This is a genomic window from Amaricoccus macauensis, assembly GCF_049800915.1.
In the GTDB taxonomy this organism is placed as follows: domain Bacteria; phylum Pseudomonadota; class Alphaproteobacteria; order Rhodobacterales; family Rhodobacteraceae; genus Amaricoccus; species Amaricoccus macauensis_A.
The window spans coordinates 308,426-332,160 of the sequence record NZ_JBNAFY010000004.1 but is presented as its reverse complement, the minus strand read 5'-3'; the positions used below and the strand labels follow the sequence as shown (position 1 = coordinate 332,160).

The 23,735-nt window shown below is 59.8% G+C and carries 22 protein-coding genes; 12 read left to right on the top strand and 10 right to left on the bottom strand.

Features of this window, described 5'->3' with window-relative positions:
* Window positions 1–273 precede the first annotated feature (273 nt).
* Genes sdhC through ACP15W_RS12125 form a run of 4 tightly spaced genes read left to right on the top strand, consistent with a single transcriptional unit; the run spans window position 274 to window position 3,687 of the window.
* Complete coding sequence (gene sdhC / locus ACP15W_RS12140) at window positions 274–663, top strand: succinate dehydrogenase, cytochrome b556 subunit (protein WP_424933160.1); 390 nt, start codon at window positions 274–276, stop codon at window positions 661–663.
* Between the two features lie 22 nt (window positions 664–685).
* Window positions 686–1,066 (top strand): succinate dehydrogenase, hydrophobic membrane anchor protein, encoded by a 381-nt coding sequence (gene sdhD, locus ACP15W_RS12135; RefSeq protein ID WP_424933159.1) that lies wholly within the window; start codon window positions 686–688, stop codon window positions 1,064–1,066.
* A gap of 12 nt (window positions 1,067–1,078) precedes the next feature.
* Window positions 1,079–2,896: a succinate dehydrogenase flavoprotein subunit gene (sdhA, locus tag ACP15W_RS12130; protein ID WP_424933158.1), complete on the top strand. Its 1,818-nt coding sequence runs from the start codon at window positions 1,079–1,081 to the stop codon at window positions 2,894–2,896.
* A gap of 11 nt (window positions 2,897–2,907) precedes the next feature.
* Window positions 2,908–3,687: a succinate dehydrogenase iron-sulfur subunit gene (locus tag ACP15W_RS12125; protein WP_424933157.1), complete on the top strand. Its 780-nt coding sequence runs from the start codon at window positions 2,908–2,910 to the stop codon at window positions 3,685–3,687.
* Window positions 3,688–3,954: 267 nt separating this feature from the next.
* Here ACP15W_RS12125 and ACP15W_RS12120 read toward each other — a convergent pair whose 3' ends face one another.
* Window positions 3,955–4,368 (bottom strand): universal stress protein, encoded by a 414-nt coding sequence (locus ACP15W_RS12120; RefSeq protein ID WP_424933156.1) that lies wholly within the window; start codon window positions 4,366–4,368, stop codon window positions 3,955–3,957.
* A gap of 213 nt (window positions 4,369–4,581) precedes the next feature.
* On the opposite strand from ACP15W_RS12120, the gene ACP15W_RS12115 reads away from it, so the two are divergent.
* On the top strand, window positions 4,582–6,180 hold the full coding sequence (locus ACP15W_RS12115) for a BCCT family transporter (RefSeq protein ID WP_424933155.1): 1,599 nt from the start codon (window positions 4,582–4,584) through the stop codon (window positions 6,178–6,180).
* A gap of 771 nt (window positions 6,181–6,951) precedes the next feature.
* Entirely contained in the window at window positions 6,952–7,932 is a 981-nt protein-coding gene (locus ACP15W_RS12110) for a zinc-binding dehydrogenase (RefSeq protein ID WP_424933154.1), read from the top strand.
* A gap of 187 nt (window positions 7,933–8,119) precedes the next feature.
* Here ACP15W_RS12110 and ACP15W_RS12105 read toward each other — a convergent pair whose 3' ends face one another.
* Both ACP15W_RS12105 and ACP15W_RS12100 read right to left on the bottom strand, forming a co-directional pair.
* Window positions 8,120–8,626: an N-acetyltransferase family protein gene (locus ACP15W_RS12105; protein WP_424933153.1), complete on the bottom strand. Its 507-nt coding sequence runs from the start codon at window positions 8,624–8,626 to the stop codon at window positions 8,120–8,122.
* A gap of 4 nt (window positions 8,627–8,630) precedes the next feature.
* Complete coding sequence (locus ACP15W_RS12100; protein WP_424933152.1) at window positions 8,631–10,598, bottom strand: methylmalonyl-CoA mutase family protein; 1,968 nt, start codon at window positions 10,596–10,598, stop codon at window positions 8,631–8,633.
* 259 nt (window positions 10,599–10,857) lie between these two features.
* On the opposite strand from ACP15W_RS12100, the gene ccrA reads away from it, so the two are divergent.
* The 6 genes from ccrA to ACP15W_RS12070 all read left to right on the top strand — a co-directional run bounded on the left by ccrA (window position 10,858) and on the right by ACP15W_RS12070 (window position 16,535).
* Entirely contained in the window at window positions 10,858–12,150 is a 1,293-nt protein-coding gene (gene ccrA, locus ACP15W_RS12095) for a crotonyl-CoA carboxylase/reductase (protein WP_424933151.1), read from the top strand.
* 222 nt (window positions 12,151–12,372) lie between these two features.
* Window positions 12,373–12,585 (top strand): hypothetical protein, encoded by a 213-nt coding sequence (locus ACP15W_RS12090; RefSeq protein ID WP_424933150.1) that lies wholly within the window; start codon window positions 12,373–12,375, stop codon window positions 12,583–12,585.
* Window positions 12,527–13,264, top strand: a complete 738-nt coding sequence (locus tag ACP15W_RS12085; RefSeq protein ID WP_424933149.1) for a helix-turn-helix transcriptional regulator — start codon at window positions 12,527–12,529, stop codon at window positions 13,262–13,264. The genes ACP15W_RS12090 and ACP15W_RS12085 overlap by 59 nt, the downstream gene beginning before the upstream one ends.
* A 73-nt stretch (window positions 13,265–13,337) precedes the next feature.
* On the top strand, window positions 13,338–13,982 hold the full coding sequence (locus ACP15W_RS12080) for an acyl-homoserine-lactone synthase (RefSeq protein WP_424933148.1): 645 nt from the start codon (window positions 13,338–13,340) through the stop codon (window positions 13,980–13,982).
* 116 nt (window positions 13,983–14,098) lie between these two features.
* Window positions 14,099–15,619 carry an ATP-dependent DNA helicase gene (locus ACP15W_RS12075; RefSeq protein ID WP_424933147.1) on the top strand — a complete coding sequence of 507 codons (1,521 nt, stop codon included), beginning with the start codon at window positions 14,099–14,101 and terminating at the stop codon, window positions 15,617–15,619.
* 76 nt (window positions 15,620–15,695) lie between these two features.
* Entirely contained in the window at window positions 15,696–16,535 is an 840-nt protein-coding gene (locus ACP15W_RS12070; RefSeq protein ID WP_424933146.1) for an ion transporter, read from the top strand.
* Here ACP15W_RS12070 and ACP15W_RS12065 read toward each other — a convergent pair.
* The 7 genes from ACP15W_RS12065 to ACP15W_RS12035 are packed head-to-tail and all read right to left on the bottom strand — an operon-like array spanning window position 16,470 to window position 23,654.
* A complete protein-coding gene (locus ACP15W_RS12065; RefSeq protein ID WP_424933145.1) occupies window positions 16,470–17,243 on the bottom strand; it encodes a TIGR02186 family protein in 774 nt (257 codons plus the stop codon). The two genes, ACP15W_RS12070 and ACP15W_RS12065, sit on opposite strands and share 66 nt — an antisense overlap.
* On the bottom strand, window positions 17,240–18,157 hold the full coding sequence (locus ACP15W_RS12060) for a sulfite exporter TauE/SafE family protein (RefSeq protein ID WP_424933144.1): 918 nt from the start codon (window positions 18,155–18,157) through the stop codon (window positions 17,240–17,242). The genes ACP15W_RS12065 and ACP15W_RS12060 overlap by 4 nt, the downstream gene beginning before the upstream one ends.
* A 54-nt stretch (window positions 18,158–18,211) precedes the next feature.
* Entirely contained in the window at window positions 18,212–19,021 is an 810-nt protein-coding gene (locus tag ACP15W_RS12055) for a purine-nucleoside phosphorylase (protein WP_424933143.1), read from the bottom strand.
* Between the two features lies 1 nt (window position 19,022).
* Window positions 19,023–19,988: an ABC transporter permease gene (locus ACP15W_RS12050; protein ID WP_424933142.1), complete on the bottom strand. Its 966-nt coding sequence runs from the start codon at window positions 19,986–19,988 to the stop codon at window positions 19,023–19,025.
* A complete protein-coding gene (locus tag ACP15W_RS12045) occupies window positions 19,988–21,085 on the bottom strand; it encodes an ABC transporter permease (protein WP_424933141.1) in 1,098 nt (365 codons plus the stop codon). The genes ACP15W_RS12050 and ACP15W_RS12045 overlap by 1 nt, the downstream gene beginning before the upstream one ends.
* A complete protein-coding gene (locus ACP15W_RS12040) occupies window positions 21,082–22,644 on the bottom strand; it encodes an ABC transporter ATP-binding protein (protein WP_424933140.1) in 1,563 nt (520 codons plus the stop codon). The genes ACP15W_RS12045 and ACP15W_RS12040 overlap by 4 nt, the downstream gene beginning before the upstream one ends.
* A gap of 11 nt (window positions 22,645–22,655) precedes the next feature.
* Window positions 22,656–23,654: a BMP family lipoprotein gene (locus tag ACP15W_RS12035; RefSeq protein ID WP_424933139.1), complete on the bottom strand. Its 999-nt coding sequence runs from the start codon at window positions 23,652–23,654 to the stop codon at window positions 22,656–22,658.
* Between the last annotated feature and the right edge of the window lie 81 nt (window positions 23,655–23,735).

Here is a 23,735-nt window from a genome sequence, read left to right as displayed (position 1 = left end):
TCTTTCGTCCGGCAACCTTTTATTCACCCCTTAACCAAAAAGATGCATCTGTGATCACGAAATTTTCTACTGTGATCACAATGCTCTTCGCACTTGCATTACGCCGGAATTTCGTGGAAACATCCGCGCAGCTAAACCGGGTCGGCGGACATGTCCGCCCGGCGTCGCCGCGGTTCACCCGCCGGTTTCGGGGCCATCGCCCACCGGCAAGGATCGTCGCGCTGCCAGGAGTGAGAGGCCCGGTCTGAATGGCGCGATGAGAGGAGCCGATCCATGGCCGACGTCAACCGGGGCAACCGACCCCTTTCGCCCTTCCTGACCAGCTACCAGCAGCCCTTCAACGCCGTTCTGTCGATCCTGCACCGTGCAACTGGCTGCGGATTGGCCGTGGGTGGCATCCTGATGGTCTGGTGGTTCCTGGGAGCGGCAGGCGGGCCCGAGTATTTCAGGTTCGTCGACGACCTGGTCACATCCTGGATCGGCGGCCTGGTGCTGCTCGGCTGTCTCGGCATGCTCTGGTATCACTTTTTCAACGGCGTCCGTCACCTGATCTGGGACACCGGCCACGGCTACGACCAGCAGAAGGTCAGGATGACCGGCATCGCCATGCTCGCCGCAGCAGGCGCGATGACCTTGATCACCTGGATCGCGGCCTATTTCTGATAAAGAGTTGGGAGGAAACGTCATGTCTTATCGGACTGACAGGCAGCGAGTTGAGGGGCTGGGCTCCGCCAAGGAAGGTGTGCATCACTTCTGGACCCAGCGCGTCACGGCGATCGCTCTGCTGCCGCTGACCGTGCTTTTCGTGTTCCCCTTCGCCCAGAGCCTCGGCGGAACCTACGAAGAAGTCATGGCGACCTATGCGAACCCGTTCCACGCCATCGTGGCCGTGCTCTTCATCCTGGTGGCTTTCCGGCATCTGCAGCTCGGCCTGCAGGTCGTCATCGAGGACTACGTGAGCGACAAGGCGATCCGCACTGCGGCACTTCTGGCGAATGTGCTGCTGACCTGGGCCTTCGCACTTGCCGGTGTGTTTGCCGTTCTCAAGATCGCCTTCACTGCCTGACCGGAGGGGAAGATGGCCGCGTACGAATATGTAACTCACACCTATGACGTCGTTGTCGTGGGAGCAGGTGGTGCCGGTCTCCGGGCGACGCTGGGCATGGCCGAGCAGGGTCTGAAGACCGCCTGCATCACCAAGGTGTTCCCGACCCGGAGCCACACCGTCGCGGCCCAGGGCGGCATCGCCGCCTCGCTGTCCAACATGGGCCCCGACAGCTGGCAGTGGCACATGTATGACACCGTCAAGGGCTCCGACTGGCTCGGCGACACCGACGCGATGGAATACCTCGCGCGCTCGGCACCGGCCGCAGTCTACGAACTCGAGCACTACGGCGTGCCCTTCTCGCGCACCGAGGAAGGCAAGATCTACCAGCGCCCCTTCGGTGGCCACACCACCGAATATGGCGAAGGCCCCCCCGTGCAGCGCACCTGCGCCGCCGCGGACCGGACGGGTCACGCGATCCTGCACACGCTCTACGGCCAGTCGCTCAAGAACAACGCGATGTTCTACATCGAGTATTTCGCCATCGACCTGCTGATGGAGGATGGCGTCTGCAAGGGCGTGCTCTGCTGGAAGCTCGACGACGGCACCTTCCACGTATTCAACGCGAAGATGGTCGTGCTCGCCACCGGCGGCTATGGCCGCGCCTATTTCTCCGCGACCTCGGCGCACACCTGCACCGGTGACGGCGGCGGCATGGTGGCCCGCGCGGGCCTCCCGCTCCAGGACATGGAATTCGTCCAGTTCCACCCGACCGGCATCTACGGATCGGGCTGCCTCATCACCGAAGGCGCCCGCGGCGAAGGCGGCTACCTGACGAACTCCGAGGGCGAACGCTTCATGGAGCGCTACGCACCGACCTACAAGGATCTCGCACCGCGCGACTATGTCTCGCGCTCGATGACGATGGAGATCCGCGAGGGCAGGGGCGTTGGCGCCGAGAAGGACCACATCTTCCTCCACCTCAACCACCTGCCGCCCGAAGCGCTCGCAGAGCGCCTGCCCGGCATCTCCGAGAGCGCCAAGATCTTCGCCGGCGTCGACGTGACGAAGGAGCCGATCCCGGTTTTGCCCACGGTTCACTACAACATGGGCGGCATCCCGACGAACTACTGGGGCGAGGTGCTCGATCCGGCCGAGGGCGATCCCAACAAGGTCGTTCCGGGCCTTATGGCTGTCGGTGAAGCAGGCTGTGCCTCGGTGCATGGCGCGAACCGTCTCGGGTCCAACTCGCTCATCGACCTCGTGGTCTTCGGCCGCGCTGCCGCGATCCGTGCCGGCGAGGTGGTGGACCGCGAAAGCTCCGCACCCGTCGCGCCCGTGTCCGAGATCGACAAGGCCTTCGACCGGTTCGACGGTCTGCGCCACGCCGATGGCGCCGTGCCGACCGCAGAGCTTCGTCTCGAGATGCAGAAGACCATGCAGCGCGACGCCGCCGTCTTCCGCACCGACAAGACGCTCAAGGAAGGCGTTGAGGCGATGAAGGGCATCGCGGGCAAGGTGAAGGATCTCAAGGTCACCGACCGGAGCCTGATCTGGAACTCCGACCTCATGGAGACGCTCGAGCTTACCAACCTCATGCCGAATGCGCTCGCCACCATCTTCGGTGCCGAGGCCCGGCACGAAAGCCGCGGGGCGCACGCCCACGAGGACTACCCGAACCGGGACGACGAGAACTGGCGCGTGCACACCATCGCCCGGCTCGAGGGCGACCTGGCGCATGCAACCGAAGTGGGGCTCAGCTACCGCCCGGTCGTCGTCGATCCGCTGACGACCGAAAGCGAGGGCGGGATCGAGCTGAAGAAGATCGCCCCCAAGGCACGAACGTTCTAGGAGAGACGGCAATGGTTCAGTTCAATCTTCCCAAGAACAGCCGGATGGTCACGGGGAAAACCTGGCCGAAGCCGGAGGGCGCCACCAACGTCCGCACGTTCAAGATCTACCGCTACGACGCGGTCGAGAACTCCGCCCCGCGGATCGATACCTACTATCTCGACATGGACGCCTGCGGTCCGATGGTTCTCGATGCGCTCATCAAGATCAAGAACGAGGTCGACCCGACGCTGACCTTCCGCCGCTCCTGCCGCGAAGGCATCTGCGGCTCCTGCGCCATGACGATCAACGGCACCAACACGCTCGCCTGCATCTACGGTCTCGACGAGATCAAGGGCGACGTAAAGATCTACCCGCTGCCGCACATGCCGGTGGTCAAGGACCTCATCCCGGACCTCACCCACTTCTACGCGCAGCACGCCTCGATCATGCCTTGGCTCGAGACCAAGACCAACACGCCCGAGAAGGAATGGAAGCAGTCCATCGAGGATCGCAAGAAACTCGACGGCCTCTACGAATGCGTCATGTGCGCATCCTGCTCCACCTCCTGCCCGAGCTACTGGTGGAACGGCGACCGCTACCTCGGCCCGGCCGCGCTCCTGCACGCCTACCGCTGGATCATCGACAGCCGCGACGAGGCCACCGGTGAACGGCTCGACGACCTCGAGGACCCGTTCAAGCTCTATCGCTGCCACACCATCATGAACTGCGCCAACACCTGCCCCAAGGGCCTCAACCCGGCCAAGGCGATCGGCGAGATCAAGAAGATGATGGTCGAGCGCACGCTCTGACCCTGCGCCACGGCGCGGACCATACCAGAACGGGCCGGTTTCCGGCCCGTTTTCCTTTTTGCTCTTCCCCGGGGCGTCAGCCCCGGATCGCACCCGACCCGCCCCCATGGGCGGGTGCGATGCACCCACCCCGGGCCGGGCGCGATCCTGCGGAGCAAAGGAAACCATTCAGCCCGGGAAGTGCTGCTACATCACGGGTTCCCTACTAAAACGGGCCGGTTTCCGGCCTGTTTTCCTTTGAGACAGTCGTAAGTCACGGCCGCGGCGTCACCGCACCACGAAGACCGAGAGCGGGGCGTGCGCCGCAAGATATCCCGCCCGCGAGGCAAAGAGATGTTCCGCAAAACCCGGAACATGGCTCGCCATCACGATCAGGTCCGCTCCGATCGCCTTGGCCGCGCGCATCAGGACATCGTCGATGTCGATCGCCGGATCATGGCTGATCTCGGTGTGCGCCTCGAAGACCGTCCCCAGCGCCGCCGACTGCTCGGCGGCAAAGGCGGTGAGCTTCCCGGCAAAGACCCCGGGCGTGCGCGCGATCGCGGTCGGGGAGGCAAGTGTCACCCCGACCATATGCGCCTTCGAGCCGAACTGCTTCGCGAGCGCTGCGGCGACGGAGAGGGACTTTGCCATCTGGCCGGTATGCGCCAGATCGACGGGGATCATGATGGTGGAATACATCTCGGCTTCCTCCTTGCTGAACGGAGTATACCACCCGGCACACGGGCGAGCGTTGATACCGATCAACCACCCGCGCCGCGGCCCGCGCGGGCGCTCCACATTAACCTTTGACTTATGGGTCCCGTCACACGAGTCTGTTGACCGGCGCGGAGCGTCCCACGCGAGGGGCGAAGACCGGGCCAAGTGAAGATAGAACCGAGGGGAAACAAGAACATGTCATCTACCGATCCCGCAAATTCGTCGGACGGGGAGCTTGATTTCTCAACCGACTACGAGATGGGACAGGACAACATTCGCCCACTCGGTCTGGATATCCACAATCCGGTCTTCCTGATATCGAGCCTACTGATCATCGCGTTCGTGCTTCTCGCACTCGCCAACCAGGAGGCCTCGGCCACCTTCTTCGGCTGGCTGCGGCCATGGCTCACCAGCACCTTCGACTGGTTCCTCGTGCTTTCGGTGAACGCGATCACGCTCTTCTGCCTCGCGCTCATCATCCTGCCCGTGGGCTCGGTCCGGATCGGCGGAAAGGACGCGAAACCCGACTACACCTATCCCGGCTGGATCGCGATGTTGTTCGCGGCCGGCATCGGGATCGGCCTCCTGTTCTTCGGGGTGCTGGAGCCGGTCTACTACAACTTCGCCGAAGGCGGCGCGGCGCAGCCCCTCGGTATCGATGCCAGCCAGCCGGGCAACGAATATATCGGCGTCGTGGGCACCATCCACCACTGGGGGTTGGAAGCCTGGGCGGTCTACGCCGCCGTGGGCCTGAGCCTCGCGATCTTCTGCTACAACCTCGGCCTGCCGCTCACCCTGCGCTCGGCCTTCTACCCGATCCTCGGGGAGCGCGTCTGGGGCTGGTGGGGTCACATCATCGACACTCTGGCGGTCTTCTCGACCCTCTTCGGATTGACAACCTCGCTCGGCCTTGGCGCACAGCAGGTCGCGGCGGGCCTGAACGAGATCGTCGGAATCGAACCGTCCAACACCGTCACCGTCATGCTCATCATCGGCATTACCGCCATCGCGCTGGGCTCGGTGCTGCTGGGCATGGACAAGGGCGTGAAGCGGCTCTCCGAAATCAACATGATCATGGCTGTGGTGCTGTTCTTCTTCGTTCTCTTCGTCACCGGCGTCGTCACGGGCATCACCCGCTATTTCGGTGTTATGGCGGACTACATCGTGACCCTGCCGGCGCTCTCCAATCCGTTCGGCCGCGAGGATGAGAGCTTCTTCCACGGCTGGACCACCTTCTACTGGGCCTGGTGGATCGCATGGTCGCCCTTCGTCGGCATGTTCATCGCGCGGATCTCGCGCGGCCGCACGGTGCGTGAATTCATCCTCTGCGTCCTGATCGCCCCCACCGCCGTCTGCGCGCTCTGGATGTCCACCTTCGGCGGGGCCGCGATCGACATGATCAACGCCGGCGGCGCCGAAGGCGTCACGGCGACTGTGGTCGACAGCTATGCCCCCGAGGGCGCGCTCTTCGGGTTCCTCCGCGAGCTGCCGCTCTACGGCCTCGTCGCCCCGATCTCGCTCGTGCTGATCGTGATCTTCTTCGTCACCTCGTCCGACAGCGGCTCGCTGGTGATCGACACGATTACCGCAGGCGGCAAGATGGACGCGCCCGTGGTGCAGCGCGTCTTCTGGTGCACGCTCGAAGGCCTTGTGGCTATCGCCCTGCTTCTGGGCGGCGGGCTCAGCGCCCTGCAGGGGGCCGCAGTCTCCACCGGCATTCCCTTCACGCTCGTGGTGCTGATGATGTGCTACTGCCTCTGGCTGGCGCTGAAATCCGAACGCTCGAAGTTCTGATATCTCCCGCCGGCGGGGCCGCGAACGGGCCGGTTCTCCGGCCCGCCCATGCGGCAGCAATCGAAACGACCCGGCCCCGTCACTTCGCTGACGGGGCTTGTTTTTTCGGGGTGTCCGCAAGCCGTGTTGGTTCGCTTTGTCCTGAGCATTATAAACCCGGTGTCGCGAAAAGGTTTGCTTCGAGCCCGCGATAGCCATCGGTCCCGAAGGCAAGGGAGCCGCCATTCGCCGAGCCGTGCCGGTGGCGCGGGGGCCAGCGGCCGTCCGAGGGTGGCGCGTCCTGCGGACTGTGCAGCGCAATTTATGGTGCCGACACCACGCGCGACTGGTCTTGAGAATGCTGGCTGAGTGAGCGCCCGCCCATGGGGCGGACGGGCGCTGGCCCGGCGGTGCTACGCACCTCGGTTCCGGGCCATTAAGGCCGGGTACTAATGGTAAGAAGAGGCTCGCCACCTTCGTTCGCCGCGAAATAAAAGAATGACCGTAGAGGGCTGTTCGCGCTCTTTCGGCCCTTCTGACTGAATGTCAAATTCGTCTGCATAGCGGACCAACACGGTTTGCGAACACCCCCTAATTCTTTGTTCGAGCCGACGTCCGAGCGCACCGCTCACATGGACGTGTCGCTGCTCCGCCATATGTTTCAGCGCGAGGCACTGGACGTCTCGACGCGACATGACGATGTAAGATGCCCGAGCGGGGTGAGGCACACGCCGCCTCGCAAGCCAGATTGAACGCGCTCCCCCCATGCCGAGCGCGCGAAAGGAAAGAGCAATGAAAGCAGCCGTTCACGACACATTCGGCGAACCGCAGGACGTTCTGGAAACCCGCGATGTTGCATCGCCCGAGCCTGGCGAGGGGCAGGTCCGCGTCCGCACCATTCTCTCACCGATCCACAACCACGATCTCTGGACCGTCCGCGGCAATTACGGCTACAAGCCGCCGCTTCCAGGCGCCATTGGCGGGTCGGAAGCCGCAGGTGTCGTCGAGGCCGTGGGGCCGGGTGGCAATTCCGATCTCGTCGGCCAGCGCGTCGCCGTAGCCGGCGTCCATGGCTCCTGGGCCGAGAGCTTTCTCGCACCCGCCGACAATCTTCTTCTCCTGCCGGAGCAGATCACGGACGAGATGGGCGCGCAGATCATCGCCATGCCGTTTTCTGCCATCTCGCTTCTCGAAACGCTCAAGGCCGATGAAGGGGACTGGATCATCCAGACGGCGGCCAATGGTGCCGTCGGCCGGATCATGAGCGTCCTGGCGAAATCGCGCGGTATTAACCTGCTCAACCTCGTGCGCCGCAGTGAGGCCGCCGAGGAAATCGAAGCCGCAGGCATGACGAATGTGGTCTCCACCTCCGAGCCCGACTGGAAGGACAAGGCCCGCGAGATCATCGGAGAGGGCAGGGTGGTCTCCGCCATCGATTCCATCGGTGGCGATACGTCCGCCGCGCTGGTCGAGCTCCTTGGCCCGGATGGCGAACTCGTCGTCTTCGGCACCGCCACCGGCGCGCCCATGCCGCTTTCCTCCGGTGAACTGATCATGAAGCAGATCACCGTGAAGGGCTTCTGGGGATCGCGTGTCAGCGCCGAGATGGATCCCGAGGTGCGGCAACGTCTCATCAAGGAACTCGTGACGCTCGTGGCAAAGGGCGAACTGGTCCTTCAGGTCGAGGCCGTCTTCGACCTCGACCACCCCACCGAGGCTGTGAAGGCCGCCCTTACCCCCGGCCGTACCGGCAAGGTCATGTTCAAGGGCTGAAAGTCCCCTATCGGTCGGGTGTCGCTTCGCGCGGCACCCGACGGGCCGGAGGTCTGCGTTTCAGAAGGTCCTAACGGCTGGTAAAATCCGGTATGTATGAAACAGCCATACCGTTTCCATACCGAAACCATATCGATTCCATACGCGGATTCCGCCGGGTCCGACCCCCGTCCGGTTGATGGCCCGCTCAGAGCTTGCGATACATCACCAGCGCATCGACATAGCCCTTCGAGGGATGGAGGAACGCGCCGGGCAGCCGGCCCACAACCTCGAAATCCGCCTGTTTCCAGAGGTTTATCGCCCGTGTGTTGGTTTCAACCACGAAGTTGAACTGCATTGCCCGGAACTTGCGCGCCCGCGCTTCCTCAAGCGCGTGAGTGAGCATGGCGCGCGCGACCCCGCGGCCTTTCGCCGCCAAAGCGGTCGCAAAACCCGCATTCGCCACATGCGCCCCTCCCCCCCGCTGATTGGGGCAGATATAGTAGGTTCCCAGCACTACGCCGTTTTCTTCGAGCACGTATGCTTGGTGAGAACCTCCGACCCAGAAGTCCAGCGCATCGCTTCGTGAAATTGCTTTTGATATACAATAGGTTGTTCCGGCGCGGAAGATTGGTTCGAGGATCGACCAGAGTGCTTCCGCGTCAGAACGAAGCGCGGGCCGCAGGACGCGACCCGTCGGGGTATTTTCTGTCATCAGATCAGGCGGCCTCGCGGCCCTCCCCCTCCACAAGCTCCACAATATCCATCATGATCTTGTTCAGATCGAAATCCTTCGGTGTGTAGACTCGGGCCACGCCCGCCCGCCGCATTTCTTCCGCATCGCTCTCAGGAATGATCCCGCCCACGACCAGCGGAATATCGTCTATACCGTCGCGCCGCATCCGCTCCAGGATTTCCGTGACCAGCGGGATATGCGATCCAGAAAGTATAGATAATCCAATAACATGAACGGATTCTTCCAGTGCGGCGTTGACGATCTGTGCAGGCGTAAGGCGAATGCCCTCGTAGACAACCTCCATGCCGGAGTCCCGCGCGCGCACCGCGATCTGTTCAGCACCGTTCGAGTGACCGTCAAGCCCAGGTTTGCCAACGAGAAACTTTACCCGTCGACCGAGCCTTGCACTGGCGGCCTCAACTGCCCGGCGCACGTCGTCGAGGTTGTCTCCTACTGTGTTCGCGGCCTTTCCCACGCCTGTGGGGGCACGATACTCGCCGAAAATCTCACGCATTATCGCGCCCCACTCGCCGGTTGTGACACCGGCTTTCGCGGCGGCGATCGACGGCCCCATGATGTTCTCGCCGCTCAATGCCGCTGTGCGCAGATCGGACAGTGCTTTTTCAACCGCCGCCGCATCTCGTCCGTCGCGCCAGGTTTGCAACCTTGCGATCTGATCGGCCTCGACAGCCGGATCGACCACCATGATACCGCCATCGCCGGCGGTGAGCGGAGAATCTTCTCCGCCCGTAAATTTATTGACCCCAACGACCGTTGTTTCGCCCGCCTCGATCCGGCCAAGTCGCGCAGAGTTGGCCGACACCAATGCGGATTTCATATGATCGATTGCGGCAACCGCCCCGCCCATTTCGTCGATCCGGGCCAATTCGTCACGAGCTCCCGCCTTCAGGTCCTCGACTTTGCGGTCGACAGCCGGATTGCCGTCGAAGAGATCATCATATTCCAGCAGGTCTGTCTCGTAGGCCATGATCTGCTGCATCCGGAGTGACCATTGCTGGTCCCACGGTCGGGGGAGGCCCAGAGCCTCGTTCCAAGCAGGGAGCTGCACCGCGCGGGCACGGGCCTTCTTCGACAAGGTGACGGCGAGCATTTCAATGAGAATGCGATAGACATTGTTCTCTGGCTGCTGCTCGGTCAGACCAAGCGAGTTGACCTGCACGCCATAGCGGAAGCGGCGAAGTTTCGGGTCCTCGACGCCATAGCGTTCCCGGCAGATTTCGTCCCAGAGATCGACGAAGGCGCGCATCTTGCACATTTCCGTCACGAAACGGATGCCCGCATTCACGAAGAAGGAGATCCGCGCCACCATTTTCGGAAAATCCGCAGGATCGACACGCGCCTTCACCTGATCGAGCACCGCGGTTGCCGTGGCGAGTGCGAATGCAAGTTCCTGCTCTGGCGTCGCGCCCGCCTCCTGTAGATGATACGAGCAGACGTTCATAGGATTCCACTTGGGAACATTTTGGTAGCAATATTCAGCGACGTCCCCAATTAGCCGTAAAGATGGTTCGGGCGGGAATACATATGTACCGCGCGAAAGGTATTCCTTGATGATGTCGTTCTGGACGGTTCCCTGAAGTTTCGAGATGTCCGCGCCCTGTTCCTCAGCAACTGCGACATAGAGAGCGAGCAGCCAGGAGGCCGTGGCGTTGATCGTCATCGACGTATTCATCTGATCGAGCGGGATCTGGTCGAAGAGCGCGCGCATGTCACCCAGGTGGCTGACCGGCACACCGACCTTGCCCACTTCTCCCCGAGAGAGAACATGATCGCTGTCGTAGCCTGTTTGGGTTGGCAGATCGAAGGCGACCGAGAGGCCGGTCTGGCCCTTTGCGAGATTGCCCCGATAGAGCTCGTTGGATTTCTCGGCGGTTGAGTGGCCCGCATAGGTGCGGAACAGCCAGGGTCTGTCGCGTGTCGTCTCGCTCATCAAGGTCTCGCTCATACGAATCATACCGGTTTCGAGCCTGAAGATACGCGTTTTGCTGCTGCAGCGCAAACGTGAGAAACATTATTGCGTGAATTTTGCGTAATCCGGATTAAACTTTCGTCCAAATTCGCGTCCTCCAAGGCGGAAAACCGTTTGCACTGCGGGATGGATAATGTAAATGATCTTTCGTAGCGAGTTCGGCAATAAAGTTGCGCGCTCTGAGCTTTGAGGTGCGCACATGTTACAAAGGATATCGACGATGGCCCCTCTGGACGCCCCTGCGACACAGCCCGACTATGATGCGCCGCAAAAGGACCTCTACGAGATCGGTGAGATCCCGCCGCTGGGATACGTGCCCAAGCAAATGTACGCGTGGGCGATCCGCCGTGAGCGGCAAGGTGAACCCGACAAGGCGATGAAGGTTGAAGTCGTCGAAACACCGAAACTCGACAGCCATGAAGTGCTGGTTTTTGTCATGGCGGCGGGCGTCAACTACAACGGGATCTGGGCCGGGCTCGGCATCCCGATCAGCATGTTCGACGTCCACAAGCAGCCCTATCACATCGCAGGATCGGACGCCTCGGGCATCGTCTGGGCGGTTGGCGACAAGGTCAATCGCTGGAAGGTTGGCGATGAGGTCGTCATCCACTGCAATCAGGACGATGGCGATGACGAGGATTGCAACGGTGGTGACCCGATGTTCTCGCCGACCCAGCGGATCTGGGGCTATGAGACGCCAGATGGATCCTTCGCACAGTTCACTCGGGTGCAGGCCCAGCAGCTCATGCCGCGCCCGCGTCACCTGACATGGGAGGAAAGCGCCTGCTATACGCTGACGTTGGCCACTGCCTATCGCATGCTGTTCGGCCACCATCCGCATGAGCTCAAGCCAGGCCAGAATGTCCTGGTCTGGGGCGCTTCGGGTGGTTTGGGATCCTTTGCTATCCAGCTTGCCAACACGGCCGGCGCGAACGCGATTGGTGTCATATCCGAGGAGGACAAGCGCGATTTCGTCATGAGCCTCGGCGCGAAAGGTGTCATCAATCGCAAGGATTTCAATTGCTGGGGCCAGCTTCCGACGGTCAACACGCCGGAATACAACGACTGGCTGAAGGAGGCACGCAAGTTCGGAAAGGCGATCTGGGCGATCACGGGCAAGGGCGTGAATGTCGATATGGTCTTCGAACATCCCGGGGAGGCGACCTTCCCGGTTTCAACGCTGGTGGTCAAGAAAGGCGGCATGGTCGTCATTTGCGCCGGGACCACGGGGTTCAATACCACGTTCGACGTGCGCTACATGTGGATGCACCAGAAGCGTCTGCAGGGCAGCCACTTCGCTCACCTCAAGCAGGCGAGCGCGGCGAACAAGCTGGTCATCGAGAGGCGGATCGATCCTTGCATGTCCGAGGTCTTTCCCTGGGCAGAAATCCCGGATGCACATGTGAAGATGCGCAAGAACCTTCACAAGCCGGGAAACATGGCGGTTCTCGTCAACGCGCCGGTGACCGGACTGCGTACCTTTGAGGACACTCTGGAAGCCAGCAAGCGCTAGGACACCAAGCGCCTGTCTCATCTGCAAGTATAGATTCGAATCACTTGGTCGCCCCGCTCGAGCGGGGCGATTCGTTTTTTGAACCCCGATGGCGCAATTTCAATGTGTTGGAAAAGGGCCCACCCCTCATAAATGAGGGGGCAGAATTGGCGAATTTTCCGCAACCCCGACGTGTGTTAGTAACAATTCAAGCGAAATTGGCACAAACCTCAGGACACGCACATGAAAGCCGACTGGGTGATTGATATTCTCAAAGATATCAGGCAGTTTTCCGAGCAGAACGGAATGCTAGTTCTTGCAGAACAGCTTGATGACGCAATCTTCGTAGCGGCGACCGAAATCGGCGCGCGAGTTGCGGAGTCAGGAACGGTAAAGAGTGTCAAAGGAAACCCTAGAGGCTTTGCTCGAGCGTTTGCAGACAACGAAGTCCATTGAGGAACTTCAAGTCTGGGCGCATGAGTTTCGTGATTACCTAGGTGTTTCACACGTTCTCTATCATACTGCGAATGTCAAAGGTGAGCAGGTAGGGGCTTTCACGTATCCGATCGAATGGGTTCGTCGATACGTGGAAAAGGATTACAAAAGCGTTGATCCGATCGTTCTTGGCGCCATGCGCCGTTTCCATCCCATGGACTGGAAATCTTGCGATTGGTCGAGCTCCGCCGCGCGGAAGTTCCTGAAGGAGGCGGTCGAGGCCGGTGTTGGCAACCAAGGTTGGGCTGTGCCGATCTGGGGACCCAGCGGCGAGTTTGCGCTGTTTTCCGTCAATCATCAGGCTGACGATGCAACTTGGGCGGAGTTCACCCGCCGGAAGGCCAAGGATATCCTTCTCACGGCGCATCTTGTCCATCAACAGACAACCCGGATCCTGAACGAGGAGGTCGACCCGCCCACTGCAGACCTTTCGCCACGGGAACGCGAGGCCTTGGCGCAACTTAGCGTCGGTTCTAGCCGGGCGAGCGTAGCGGACTCTCTGAATATCTCCGAGAACACCCTGCGTGCCTATATAGACTCCGCGCGGCACAAGCTTGGAGCCGCGAACGTGACCCATGCCGTCGCGCTGGCTTTGGCAAAGGGAATCATCCTTCCAACCGGATCGTTGCCGAAATATTGAAGCAGCGCACGCTCGGCCTTTATTAAGGCCCTGAGACGATAACTGAACTCGCGAAAGCATTCAGGAGGTCAAAATGATCCATTGTCTCTACGCCGACGAACTCAAAGCGTATCCCCTTCTTGCAGAAACCATGTTCAAAGACCGTGCTTTTCAGTTCAGGGATCGACTTAACTGGGACGTTACTGTAGATGAGGATGGACAGGAGCGGGATCAATACGATGCGCTCAACCCGATGTATTTGATCTGGCAGGACCCCCAAGGTCGTCATGCGGGTTCGATCCGGCTGATGCCGACGATGGGCCGGACCATGACCGCGGAGCATTTTCTCGATTGCACCGATGGTGTCCGTATTTCTTCGCCGCTCATCTGGGAATGCACGCGCTTTTGCCTGGCACCTGGCGCATCGCCTGCTGTTGCTGGTGGCCTGATGGCGATGGGCATCGAGATTGGCCTGCGGAGTGGCCTCGAACAAGCGCTGGGCGTGATATATACGCGCGTTCTGGGGCTCTACCGCCGCGCCGGTCATGTTCCTGATATCATCGGAACCAAAGGAGAGGGGCGCGAGAAGATCAGCGTCTGCATTTGGAACGTGACAGAAGAGGCTCGCGACCAACTCTGCCGTCATTCCGGTATTCCGACCGAACTGATCCAGTCCTGGTATGATGCGAGCTTTCCATCCCGATTTCCGAGCGAAGAGCGCCAACTCGCCGTCGCCTGAGCCCGCTTCACCTCCGCCTGTCTTGTTATCAAACAAAAGCATATCGACGGGCCGGAACGCTGGTCGGCAGGGGGATGAACCTGTAGAGAGGTGAAAACACGGCCAAATCGGGTGCCATGGAGTTTTCGCCAGATCAGAAACGCGCATGGGACCGCATTGGAGCCGTGCTGAATGCTGCGGGGGTCGATATCGCCAATGGCGATCTCGTTCCGGATATCCGCAGCGAACAACCCACGCTCGCCGTTGTAGGCAAGGCCGGATCGGGGAAGACGATGCTCTTGGCGGAGCTGGTTAAGGCAATTTCCGCCGCTGGCGTCGAAACCGTTTCGGGTGATTACGAGAGCCGCAAGTCGCGCGAGAAGCGATCCTTGGCAGTGCTGGCCCCGACGAACAAGGCAGCCAGCGTGCTGCGAGGGCGCGGTGTCCCGGCCACGACCATTCATCGCATCCTTTACACGCCGATCTATGAGCCCGAATACGAGGCAATTGCCGAGTGGCTGTCGGGAAAAGCAGAACGGCCGGATGTCGAAAGCATGTCCGATGAGGCGCTCGACCGGGCGCAGGCCTTCTACAAACTGCATTCTTCAATTCCAGGCGCGCTTGCCAGTGCGGGATTGCGCGGCTCCGACTTCATCAAGGGATGGAAGCGGCGGGACGAACCTCTCGATATCGGCCTGATCGATGAAGCCTCGATGCTCGATGCTCGGCAATACGAAGATCTGCGCGAGCTCTTCTCCACCCTGATCCTGTTTGGCGATCCCGCCCAGCTGGCACCCGTAGGCTCGGGCAATGAGGGTATGGTGTTTGAAAGCCTGCCACAGGATGATCGGCTTTCACTTGCGCGGGTGCACCGACAGGCGTCGGATAACCCGATCATTGATCTGGCACACGCACTTGGCGATGAGAACCTTGATTTTCACGCTTTCGAGGATCGCATACATGAAGCCGCGGCCAAGGATGACCGTGTTGTCGTGGCTCGCCGTGTGGACCCGGATGCGATGGCCCGCGCACCGGTTCTCGTTTGGCGCAATGATACACGGATCCGGCTGATCCATGCCTTTCGGCTTGCGCACAACGCACCAGCCGATGGCCTTTCGCCCGGTGAACCGCTCATCTGCGACGGGATAGAATTGCCACTCAAGCACCGCAAACGGCGGATGGATCTTGAGGCGAGGGGCCTCGTGAAGGGAGCGCAGGCCGTCTATGTCGGTCCAGGTACTCGCCCGGGCTTCAGTAGGCTCTTTCTGATTGGCACCGAAGATCCGCAAATCAGCGTAGCAAGCATCATTCAGATCGAAAGCCCGGGAGAGGAGGAGCCGTTCATTCCGTCTGCTGCGCGCATGGGGGCTGTGTTCTTGCATGGAGCCGCAGTTACCATTCACAAGGCGCAAGGATCGCAATGGCCGTCAGTCCAGCTCTTTGCGCCCGATATCATCGCCGCAGCCCGCTCTGGCAGGAATGAAGCGGGACTGCCGCTTTGGAAACGCCTTACCTATGTGGCGATTACCCGAGCCGAGGAGCGGCTTGTTTGGGTCACACGCTATGCCATGGCGCGTCCGTCAGAGAAGCTGGGCACGGCGGACTTGCGGCGTAGCACGCAAGCACCGGACTTAATGAAAGTGGCCAACACTGAATGACAGTTCGGCCACTTGTGTGACGCTGTGTTTTTCGCCATGTGAGGCGCAGGATTGCACGGTTCGGGAGCTCGCAGGAATGCAAACTTTGATGAAGCGGGATGGCCTCGCAGCCCTTGTGGAAACAGCAAAGTTCCGCAACTTCATCCTCGGTGTCATCGTGTTGAACGCCGTCGTTCTGGGGCTTGAAACCTCCGATGCAGCGATGGCCGTCGCAGGCCCGCTCCTCAAGACCATCGATTATCTGTGCCTTGCAATATTCGTGGTTGAGATCGCACTAAAACTGATGGCTTACCGACTCAGTTTCTTCCGCGACGGCTGGAACATCTTCGACTTCATCATTGTCGGCATCAGCCTTGCACCTGCGGCCGAGAGCTTCTCCGTCCTGCGCTCGCTGCGCATCCTGCGTGTCCTCAAGGCAATCTCGCTGGTCCCAAGTCTGCGACGGGTCATCGAGGGTCTGATTTCCGCCCTTCCGGGCATGGCATCTGTTTTTGCGTTGATGTCTTTGATCTTTTATATCGGCGCAGTCATGGCCACAAAGCTGTTTGGGGATTCCTTCCAGGAATGGTTCGGTACGATCGGCCTGTCTGCCTACTCACTGTTTCAGATCATGACGCTGGAAAGTTGGTCCATGGGGATCGTGCGCCCGGTGATGGAAGTCTATCCATGGGCCTGGGCTTTCTTCGTGCCCTTCATCCTTGTAACCACTTTCGCGGTGGTGAACCTGATCGTCGGACTTGTAGTGAATTCCATGCAGGACGCCCATTCGGCCGAAACGGATGCTCTGACCGATGAATACCGTGATGCGGTGCTGGGCCGACTTCAACGGATTGAGGAGCAACTTGATCGGCTACCTCTTGGAGAGGCGGAAAGCCGTGGCAGCCAGCCATCCGGCGGCCAGCGCGAGAGCAACTGAAAGTATTCCGTAGATGAGCGGTTTTTCCTGAGCGAGGTTGAAGAGCCAACGCTCGATGCCGGTCTTCTGGACTGTGATTTCCGATGTTCCCGATGATACAACCGTTCTGTCGCGCACGAGGAAGAACTGTGCAGTATATTCACCCTCAATGATGTTGGCCGGCAGGCGGATATGTGCCTGAAAAAGCGTTTCTTCCGCTAGATCGACTGAACCATAAAGTTGTTCGTACAGCCCCGTTTTCTCCCGCAAACGCACGACGGCCTCGGCAAAAGGCGAAAGGTTCGTTATTCCGGGGTGCGATTCGACCTTGCGCACGGCCTGATCCATCCCGATGCCGTAACGGAGCCGCTCGGTTTCGGTGAGCAGGTCTTGAAGTGGACGGGTCGTCGCAATGGCATAGAAGCTCGGGGTTTCCCGCACACCCACCGACGCATCGTTCACCCAAATGCCGAATAACCGGCTTTTTCTTCGCACGGTGACCGGCTCTTCCGGCCCCTTGATGGTAATGATCACATCGAGCGGCGCAGAGCCTTCAGGGACCGGAGCGTCGCGCCGGATTGCGCCGAAGACGAACAGTTCGGACCCGTTGAAGGTTGCATTGAGAGCTATGTTTTCTGTTGAAAGCCCGGTAATCACGCTTTCCTGTGCTATTGCGGACACTGGACTAACGGTCGCCAAAATGAACAGCAGGAAGGCGTGTCGTATCATGAGCCGGACAGCTCAATCGAATACAGTTCCGCGGGTCTGAGCACCAAGTCCGATGCAAGCTTGAGGCACACGCCGATTACGACCATGGCGAGGAGAATTCGCAATTGTTCGGCCTTCAGGCGCGTCGCCAGCCGAACTCCGATCTGCGCGCCGATTACTCCACCCAGTAGGAGTATGACTGCCAGGACCACATCGACCGATTTGTTCTCTATTGCATGCATAATGGTTGTGAAGCCAGTCACGAACAGGAACTGAAAAAGTGAGGTACCTACCACGACCTTTGTCGGCATGCCGATCAGGTAGATCATGGCCGGGACCATGATGAATCCTCCGCCAACGCCCATAATGGCAGCCAAGATGCCGACAAGGATACCGATCACGAAAGGTGGTATTGCGCTGACGTAGAGTTGGGAGGCGCGGAACCGCATCTTCAGAGGCAATCCATGTGCCCAAGTGTGTCGTTTGCGCGAAATGAGGCCGGCATTTGGATCACGCGCGCGACGCAGTGCCCGGACGCTTTCGATGAGCATCAAGATGCCAATTGTTCCAAGCAATACCACGTAGAGAAGACTGACTACGAGTTCATATTGTCCCATGCTCTTGAGAAGAGCGAACAGCATCACCCCGAGAAACGAGCCGAGCAGGCCTCCCGCAAGCAGAACGATCCCCATCTTGATATCGACGGTTCGCTTGGCGAGATGCGCTAGCAGGGCTGAAAAGGAAGACCCCGCAATCTGGTTTGCGGCCGACGCGACCGCCACCCCCGGCGGAATGCCCATGAAGAAGAGCAAGGGCGTCAGGATAAACCCGCCGCCGACCCCGAACATGCCCGAAAGGATTCCGACCATTCCACCGACGCCGAGCAGAAGGAACGCATTCACGGAAACTTCCGCTATGGGCAAGTAAATCTGCATCGGACCGGAACGCTACCTCACCGGATGAAGCCTATCGAAAGGCAGGCTCCCGCGCTAGGACTTCGTTGCTGTATGCGACCTTGATGCGAGAAACCGGCGCAGGATTGTTTCGAGTTTGGCCGCTCCCAATGGGGCCATCGCCTTGGTATGTTCATGGCTGATGGCTTCCGAACTCAGACCTGCGGCCATATTCGTGACCACAGATAGCCCCGCGACCTTCATCCCGAAGAACCGCGCGAGAATGACTTCGGGTACCGTCGACATGCCAACAGCATCGGCGCCCAGAATACCAAGCGCGCGGATCTCGGCGGGCGTCTCGAAGCTGGGGCCAGAATACCAGGCATAGGTGCCCTCGATGAGGGCAATGCCCTCTTCCGTTGCGGCTCGCTGCAGGTCGCTACGTATCCCTGGGTCGTAGGCATCGACCATGTTCACAAATCGTGCGTCTGTTGCTTCACCGATCAGCGGATTAAGCCCGGAGAAGTTGATGTGGTCGGCAATGAGCATCACGTCACCCGGCGCAACATTTGTCCGGAGCGAGCCGGCAGCGTTGGTAAGGAGCACGGCCCCAACTCCGAGGTCTTTGAGGGTCTCGATCGCAGGGCGCATGACTGTGGGATCGCCATGCTCGTAGTAGTGCGCTCTCCCGCCCAGAACAGCAACACGCACACCTTCCAGTTCTCCAATTGCAAGTTGCGGCACATGGCCTGAGACACCGGCCGGGGGAAAGCCGGGTAGGTCACTGTATGGAATGGTCACGCCTCCGATCTTTCCAGCGATATGCCCGAGTCCAGATCCAAGTATAAGGCCGGTGTCGATCGGGTCTGCCCCGGCCCGTTCACGGACTATATCGGCTGCGGTCATGTCAGCGTTCCTTCACGTATGGTTTGCCACCCGCCTTTGGCGGAATGGCCTTGCCGACGAAGCCCGCCAAGATCACGACCGTCAGAATGTAAGGCAGGGCTTGCATGAACTGCACAGGTATGACGAAGCCGCCGACATCAATGCTTTGGTAGCGGATGCCGATGGCCTCGAGAAAGCCGAAGAGGAGACAGGCACCGAGAGCTGGCCAGGGTCGCCACTTGGCAAAGATCAGCGCTGCCAAGGCAATAAAGCCCTTCCCGGCAGTCATTTCGCGGACGAAACCTGCTGCCATGCCTGTCGAAAGGTAGGCGCCCGAGATACCGCAAAGAAGCCCGCAGATCAGCACGGCCGAATAGCGCAGGCGTACGACCGAGATGCCAGCAGTATCAACTGCGCCGGGATTCTCGCCCACCGCGCGCAATCGAAGTCCGAAGCGCGTGCGAAACAGGATCCACCATGTTGTAGGTACGGCTAAGAGCGCGATGTAGACAAGAATGTTGTGTCCGGACACCACGTGCGAATAGAAGGGCCCAATCAGAGGGATTTCGTCCAGGCTTTCGGATAATGGAAAGTTGATCCCCATAAAGCGACCGCCTGCCAAAAGCTGCGGCGTTTGCCCCCCCATCTGGAACCAGTTCTGCCCGATCAGTACCGTGAGACCGGATGCAAGGAAGTTGATTGCGACGCCGGATATGAGCTGATTGCCTTTTAGTGTGATCGAGGCAAGGCCGTGAATAAGCGAGAACGCGACAGATGCAGCAACCCCCGCGAGGAGGCCAACCCAAGCTGAGCCGCTTACAGCGGCAACTGCAGCGGCCATGAACGCCGCCGCAAGCATTTTCCCTTCAAGCCCAATATCAAAAATACCGGCGCGTTCCGAATATAGGCCCGCAAGGCATGCGAGCAGAAGTGGCGTTGCCAGACGAATGCTTGATCCCGCGATCTGGACAGCGATCTCGATATCCATCAGGCAGCCCTCGCGCCGGAGCGGGCGAAGAGCCGTGCCACAGGCACCCGGACCAAGTTCTCTAACGCTCCAGTGAAAAGGATCACTAAAGCCTGTATTACGACGATCATCTCTCGGCTGATGTTGGGCATCTCGAAAGCAAGCTCGGCGCCACCCTGATACAGGATGCCGAATAGAATTGCCGCCAGAACCACACCGACCGGATGCGATCTACCCATGAGGGAGACTGCAATGCCGACGAAACCCGCGCCACTGACGTAGTCCAGAACCAGCCGGTGCTGAAATCCCATTACTACATTAAGCGCCATCATGCCGGCCATGGCGCCGGATAGCACCATCGCAATTACCGTGATCCTTACCGGGTTAATGCCGCCATATACGGCAGCTGGTTCGGAATGCCCCAGCGCGCGCATTTCGTATCCGAGACGGGTGCGCCAGATCAGAACCCATGTGAGAAAGGCCGCCAGAAGCGCGAGAAGGGCGGAGAAGTTCATTGGTGTCGTGGACATCGAAATGCCGAATACGCCCAACATCTCATGCATGAAAGGCAAGAAGGTGCCAGGCGCGAAGTTGCGCGTTTCCGGTGCCATCGCTCCAGGAACCTTCAACACATTCACGAGCAAGTAGACCACCAATGCCGAAGCAATGAAGTTGAACATTATGGTCGTGATGACGATATGGCTGCCGCGCTTTGCCTGAAGGTAGCCGGGCACGAAAGCCCACGCCGCTCCGAAGAGGCCGGCACCGATGATCGCGAATGGCAATACGAGTAACCAATGTGGCCAGGGAAAAGCGAGACAAACCAAGGTAACGCCAATGCCACCAAGCGCGGCCTGACCTTCGCCTCCAATATTGAAAAGCCCGGCATGAAAGGCGATTGCCACCGCAAGACCGGTGAAAACGAAAGTAGTCGCGTAGTAGAGTGTAAAGCCAATACCGTAGCTTGAACCGAGCGCCCCGACAATTAGCCAGCGAAGGGCCTCGAAGGGGTCCTCCCCAATGAACACAACTACCAGCCCGGCGACCAAAAAGGCGAGGAGAAGGTTGAGGGCCGGCACGAGGATCAGATCGGCCCAGCGGGGCATATGCGGGTTCATGCTGCCGCTCCCTTGCCCGGGGTAATCCCGGCCATAAGGAGCCCGAGCTCACGCTCATCAGTCTCTGAGGCCAGCCGCTCACCCGAGATGCGCCCGTCAAACATCACCAATATGCGGTCCGAAAGCGCCTGAATCTCATCAAGTTCAACGGACACGAGTATTATTGCCTTTCCCCGGTCTCTTAGTGCAACGATCTGTGCGTGGATGAACTCGATAGCACCGATATCAACCCCGCGCGTGGGCTGCCCAATCAAGAGGACATCCGGTTCACGCGCGATCTCCCGAGCCAGCACTATTTTTTGCTGGTTGCCACCAGAGAAGTTCGCCGTTTTGAGATCGCAACTCGGCGGTCTTATGTCGAAACGCTCGATGCTCTCACGGGCTAGGTCGCGGATTGCGTTGCGGTTCATGGTCATCGCGGGGCCCTCGAACCGCGGCTCCGCCTGATAGCCGAGGCAGGAATTCTCCCACTCGGCGAAGGGCATGACCAATCCGCGCCGGTGTCTATCCTCCGGCACATGCGCAATTCCGTGATCGCGCCGGCTTCCTGCATTGGTAATGCGCGATGTGTCGAGTGACTCGCCTCTGAAGAACACCTCACCGCTCGTTGCAGGGGCAATACCCGCAAGCACTTCCAGTAGTTCTGACTGGCCATTGCCCGCCACGCCCGCGATTCCAAGGATCTCGCCCGCGCGCGCCTCAAGGTTCACGGATTTAAGCTTTGTAATGCCCTTTTCGTCCGTCAGGCAAAGCTCCCGTGCTTCGAGAAGAATTTCTCCGGGTTTGGAAGAACCCTTTTCGACACGAAGGAGAACACGGCGCCCAACCATGAGTTCGGCAAGTTCTGCCGGATTGGTAGAGGCTGTCTCAAGTGTTCTGACGATCTCCCCACGACGCATTACGCTCACGTCGTCCGTCGCAGCCATGATCTCCCTTAGCTTGTGAGTGATCAGGATGATTGTCTTGCCTTCGGATTTTAGGTGGTCAAGAATCCTGAATAGATGATCGGCCTCTGCGGGCGTCAGCACGCCGGTCGGTTCGTCCAGGATCAGAATGTCGCATTCGCGGTAAAGAGCCTTGAGAATTTCCACCCGCTGTTGAAAGCCAACGGATAGTTCACCCACAACGGCTTCCGGATCGACCTGTAGTTCGTATTCCTTCGCAAGCCGGGTAAGTTCGGAGCGGGCCTTGGCGAGAGAGGGGCGTAGCAGTTTGCCGTCCTCTGCTCCGAGGATGACATTCTCGAGTACCGTAAAGGGTTCAACCAGCATGAAATGCTGGTGAACCATTCCGATACCCGCCTTGATGGCAGAATTGCTGTCGCGGATCGATGTGGGAGTTCCGTTGATCCGGATTTCGCCACTGTCGGCTTCATAGAAGCCATAGAGAATCGACATCAAGGTAGACTTGCCGGCGCCGTTCTCGCCAACAATGCCGTGAATGGTGCCCCTTCGCACCTTCAGATGGATGTCCCTATTCGCCTGAACCGATCCGAAACTCTTCGAGATCCCGACAAGCTCAATGGCGAGATCCTTCTTCCCGCTTGCCCCCTGAGCCACCCCGGTCTCCATCAGGATACGGGGCAGGATCCGTCGGAAGTGTAGTCGTGAACCTCGATCTCGCCGGAGATGATCTGCTGTTTAGCTTCTTCCGCCGCCATAGCCATTTCTTCAGAGATCAAATCGGCATTGTTCTCGTCCACCGCATAGCCAACGCCTTCTTCGGAAAGTCCCATAACCTCGAGCCCGGTCGTCCATTCACCATTCTGCACATCCATCATCGCATCATAAACGGCGTTGTCGACGCGCTTGACCATAGAGGTCAGAACCTGACCCGGGTGCAGCATGTTCTGGTTTGAATCGACACCGATACCAAGAACATCGGCATCTGCCGCGGCCTGAAGAACGAAGATCCCGGTCCCACCGGCTGCGTGGTAGACAACGTCGGCACCCCGATCGATCTGGCTTTTGGCGATCTCGCCGCCGCGAGGATCGTTCCAGGCCTGCCCGGTATTTCCAGTCATGTTCTGGTATACTTCAATCTCGGGTTTGGTGGCCTTCGCCCCCTGCACATATCCGCAGGCGAACTTGCGTATCAGTGGAATGTCCATTCCGCCGACGAAACCGATCTTGTCGTTCTCCGAAGCCATCGCTGCCAGGAGGCCCACGAGATAGGAGCCTTCGTGTTCATTGAAGACCACAGAGCGCACATTTGGCAGGTCTACGACTGCGTCAACGATCACGAAGCGCGTATCAGGGAATTCGGCCGCGACCGTTTCCATAGCCGACGCATATGAAAATCCGGCTGTGATGACAGGGTCATGCCCGCGCTGGGCAAAGCGACGGAGCGCCTGCTCCCGCTGGGCATCATTCTGCAACTCGAAATCCCGGTAACCGATGCCCGTTTCTTCCTTGAACCGCTCGGCGCCTTCATAGGACGCTTGGTTGAAGGACCGGTCGAACTTGCCACCCAGATCGAAGATCACCGCAGGATTGGCATCCTGTGCCTGGCCAGCGCCGGCGACGAGAGCGAACGTGGCAGCGGAAGCAAGAGTGCGTGCGAATGTCATCCGTGATCCTCCAAGGAGTTCTGCAGGCAAAAGATCCGCCGAAAACGGCTCCAAGGCACATAGGCCTAGTGCCTTGCCCCA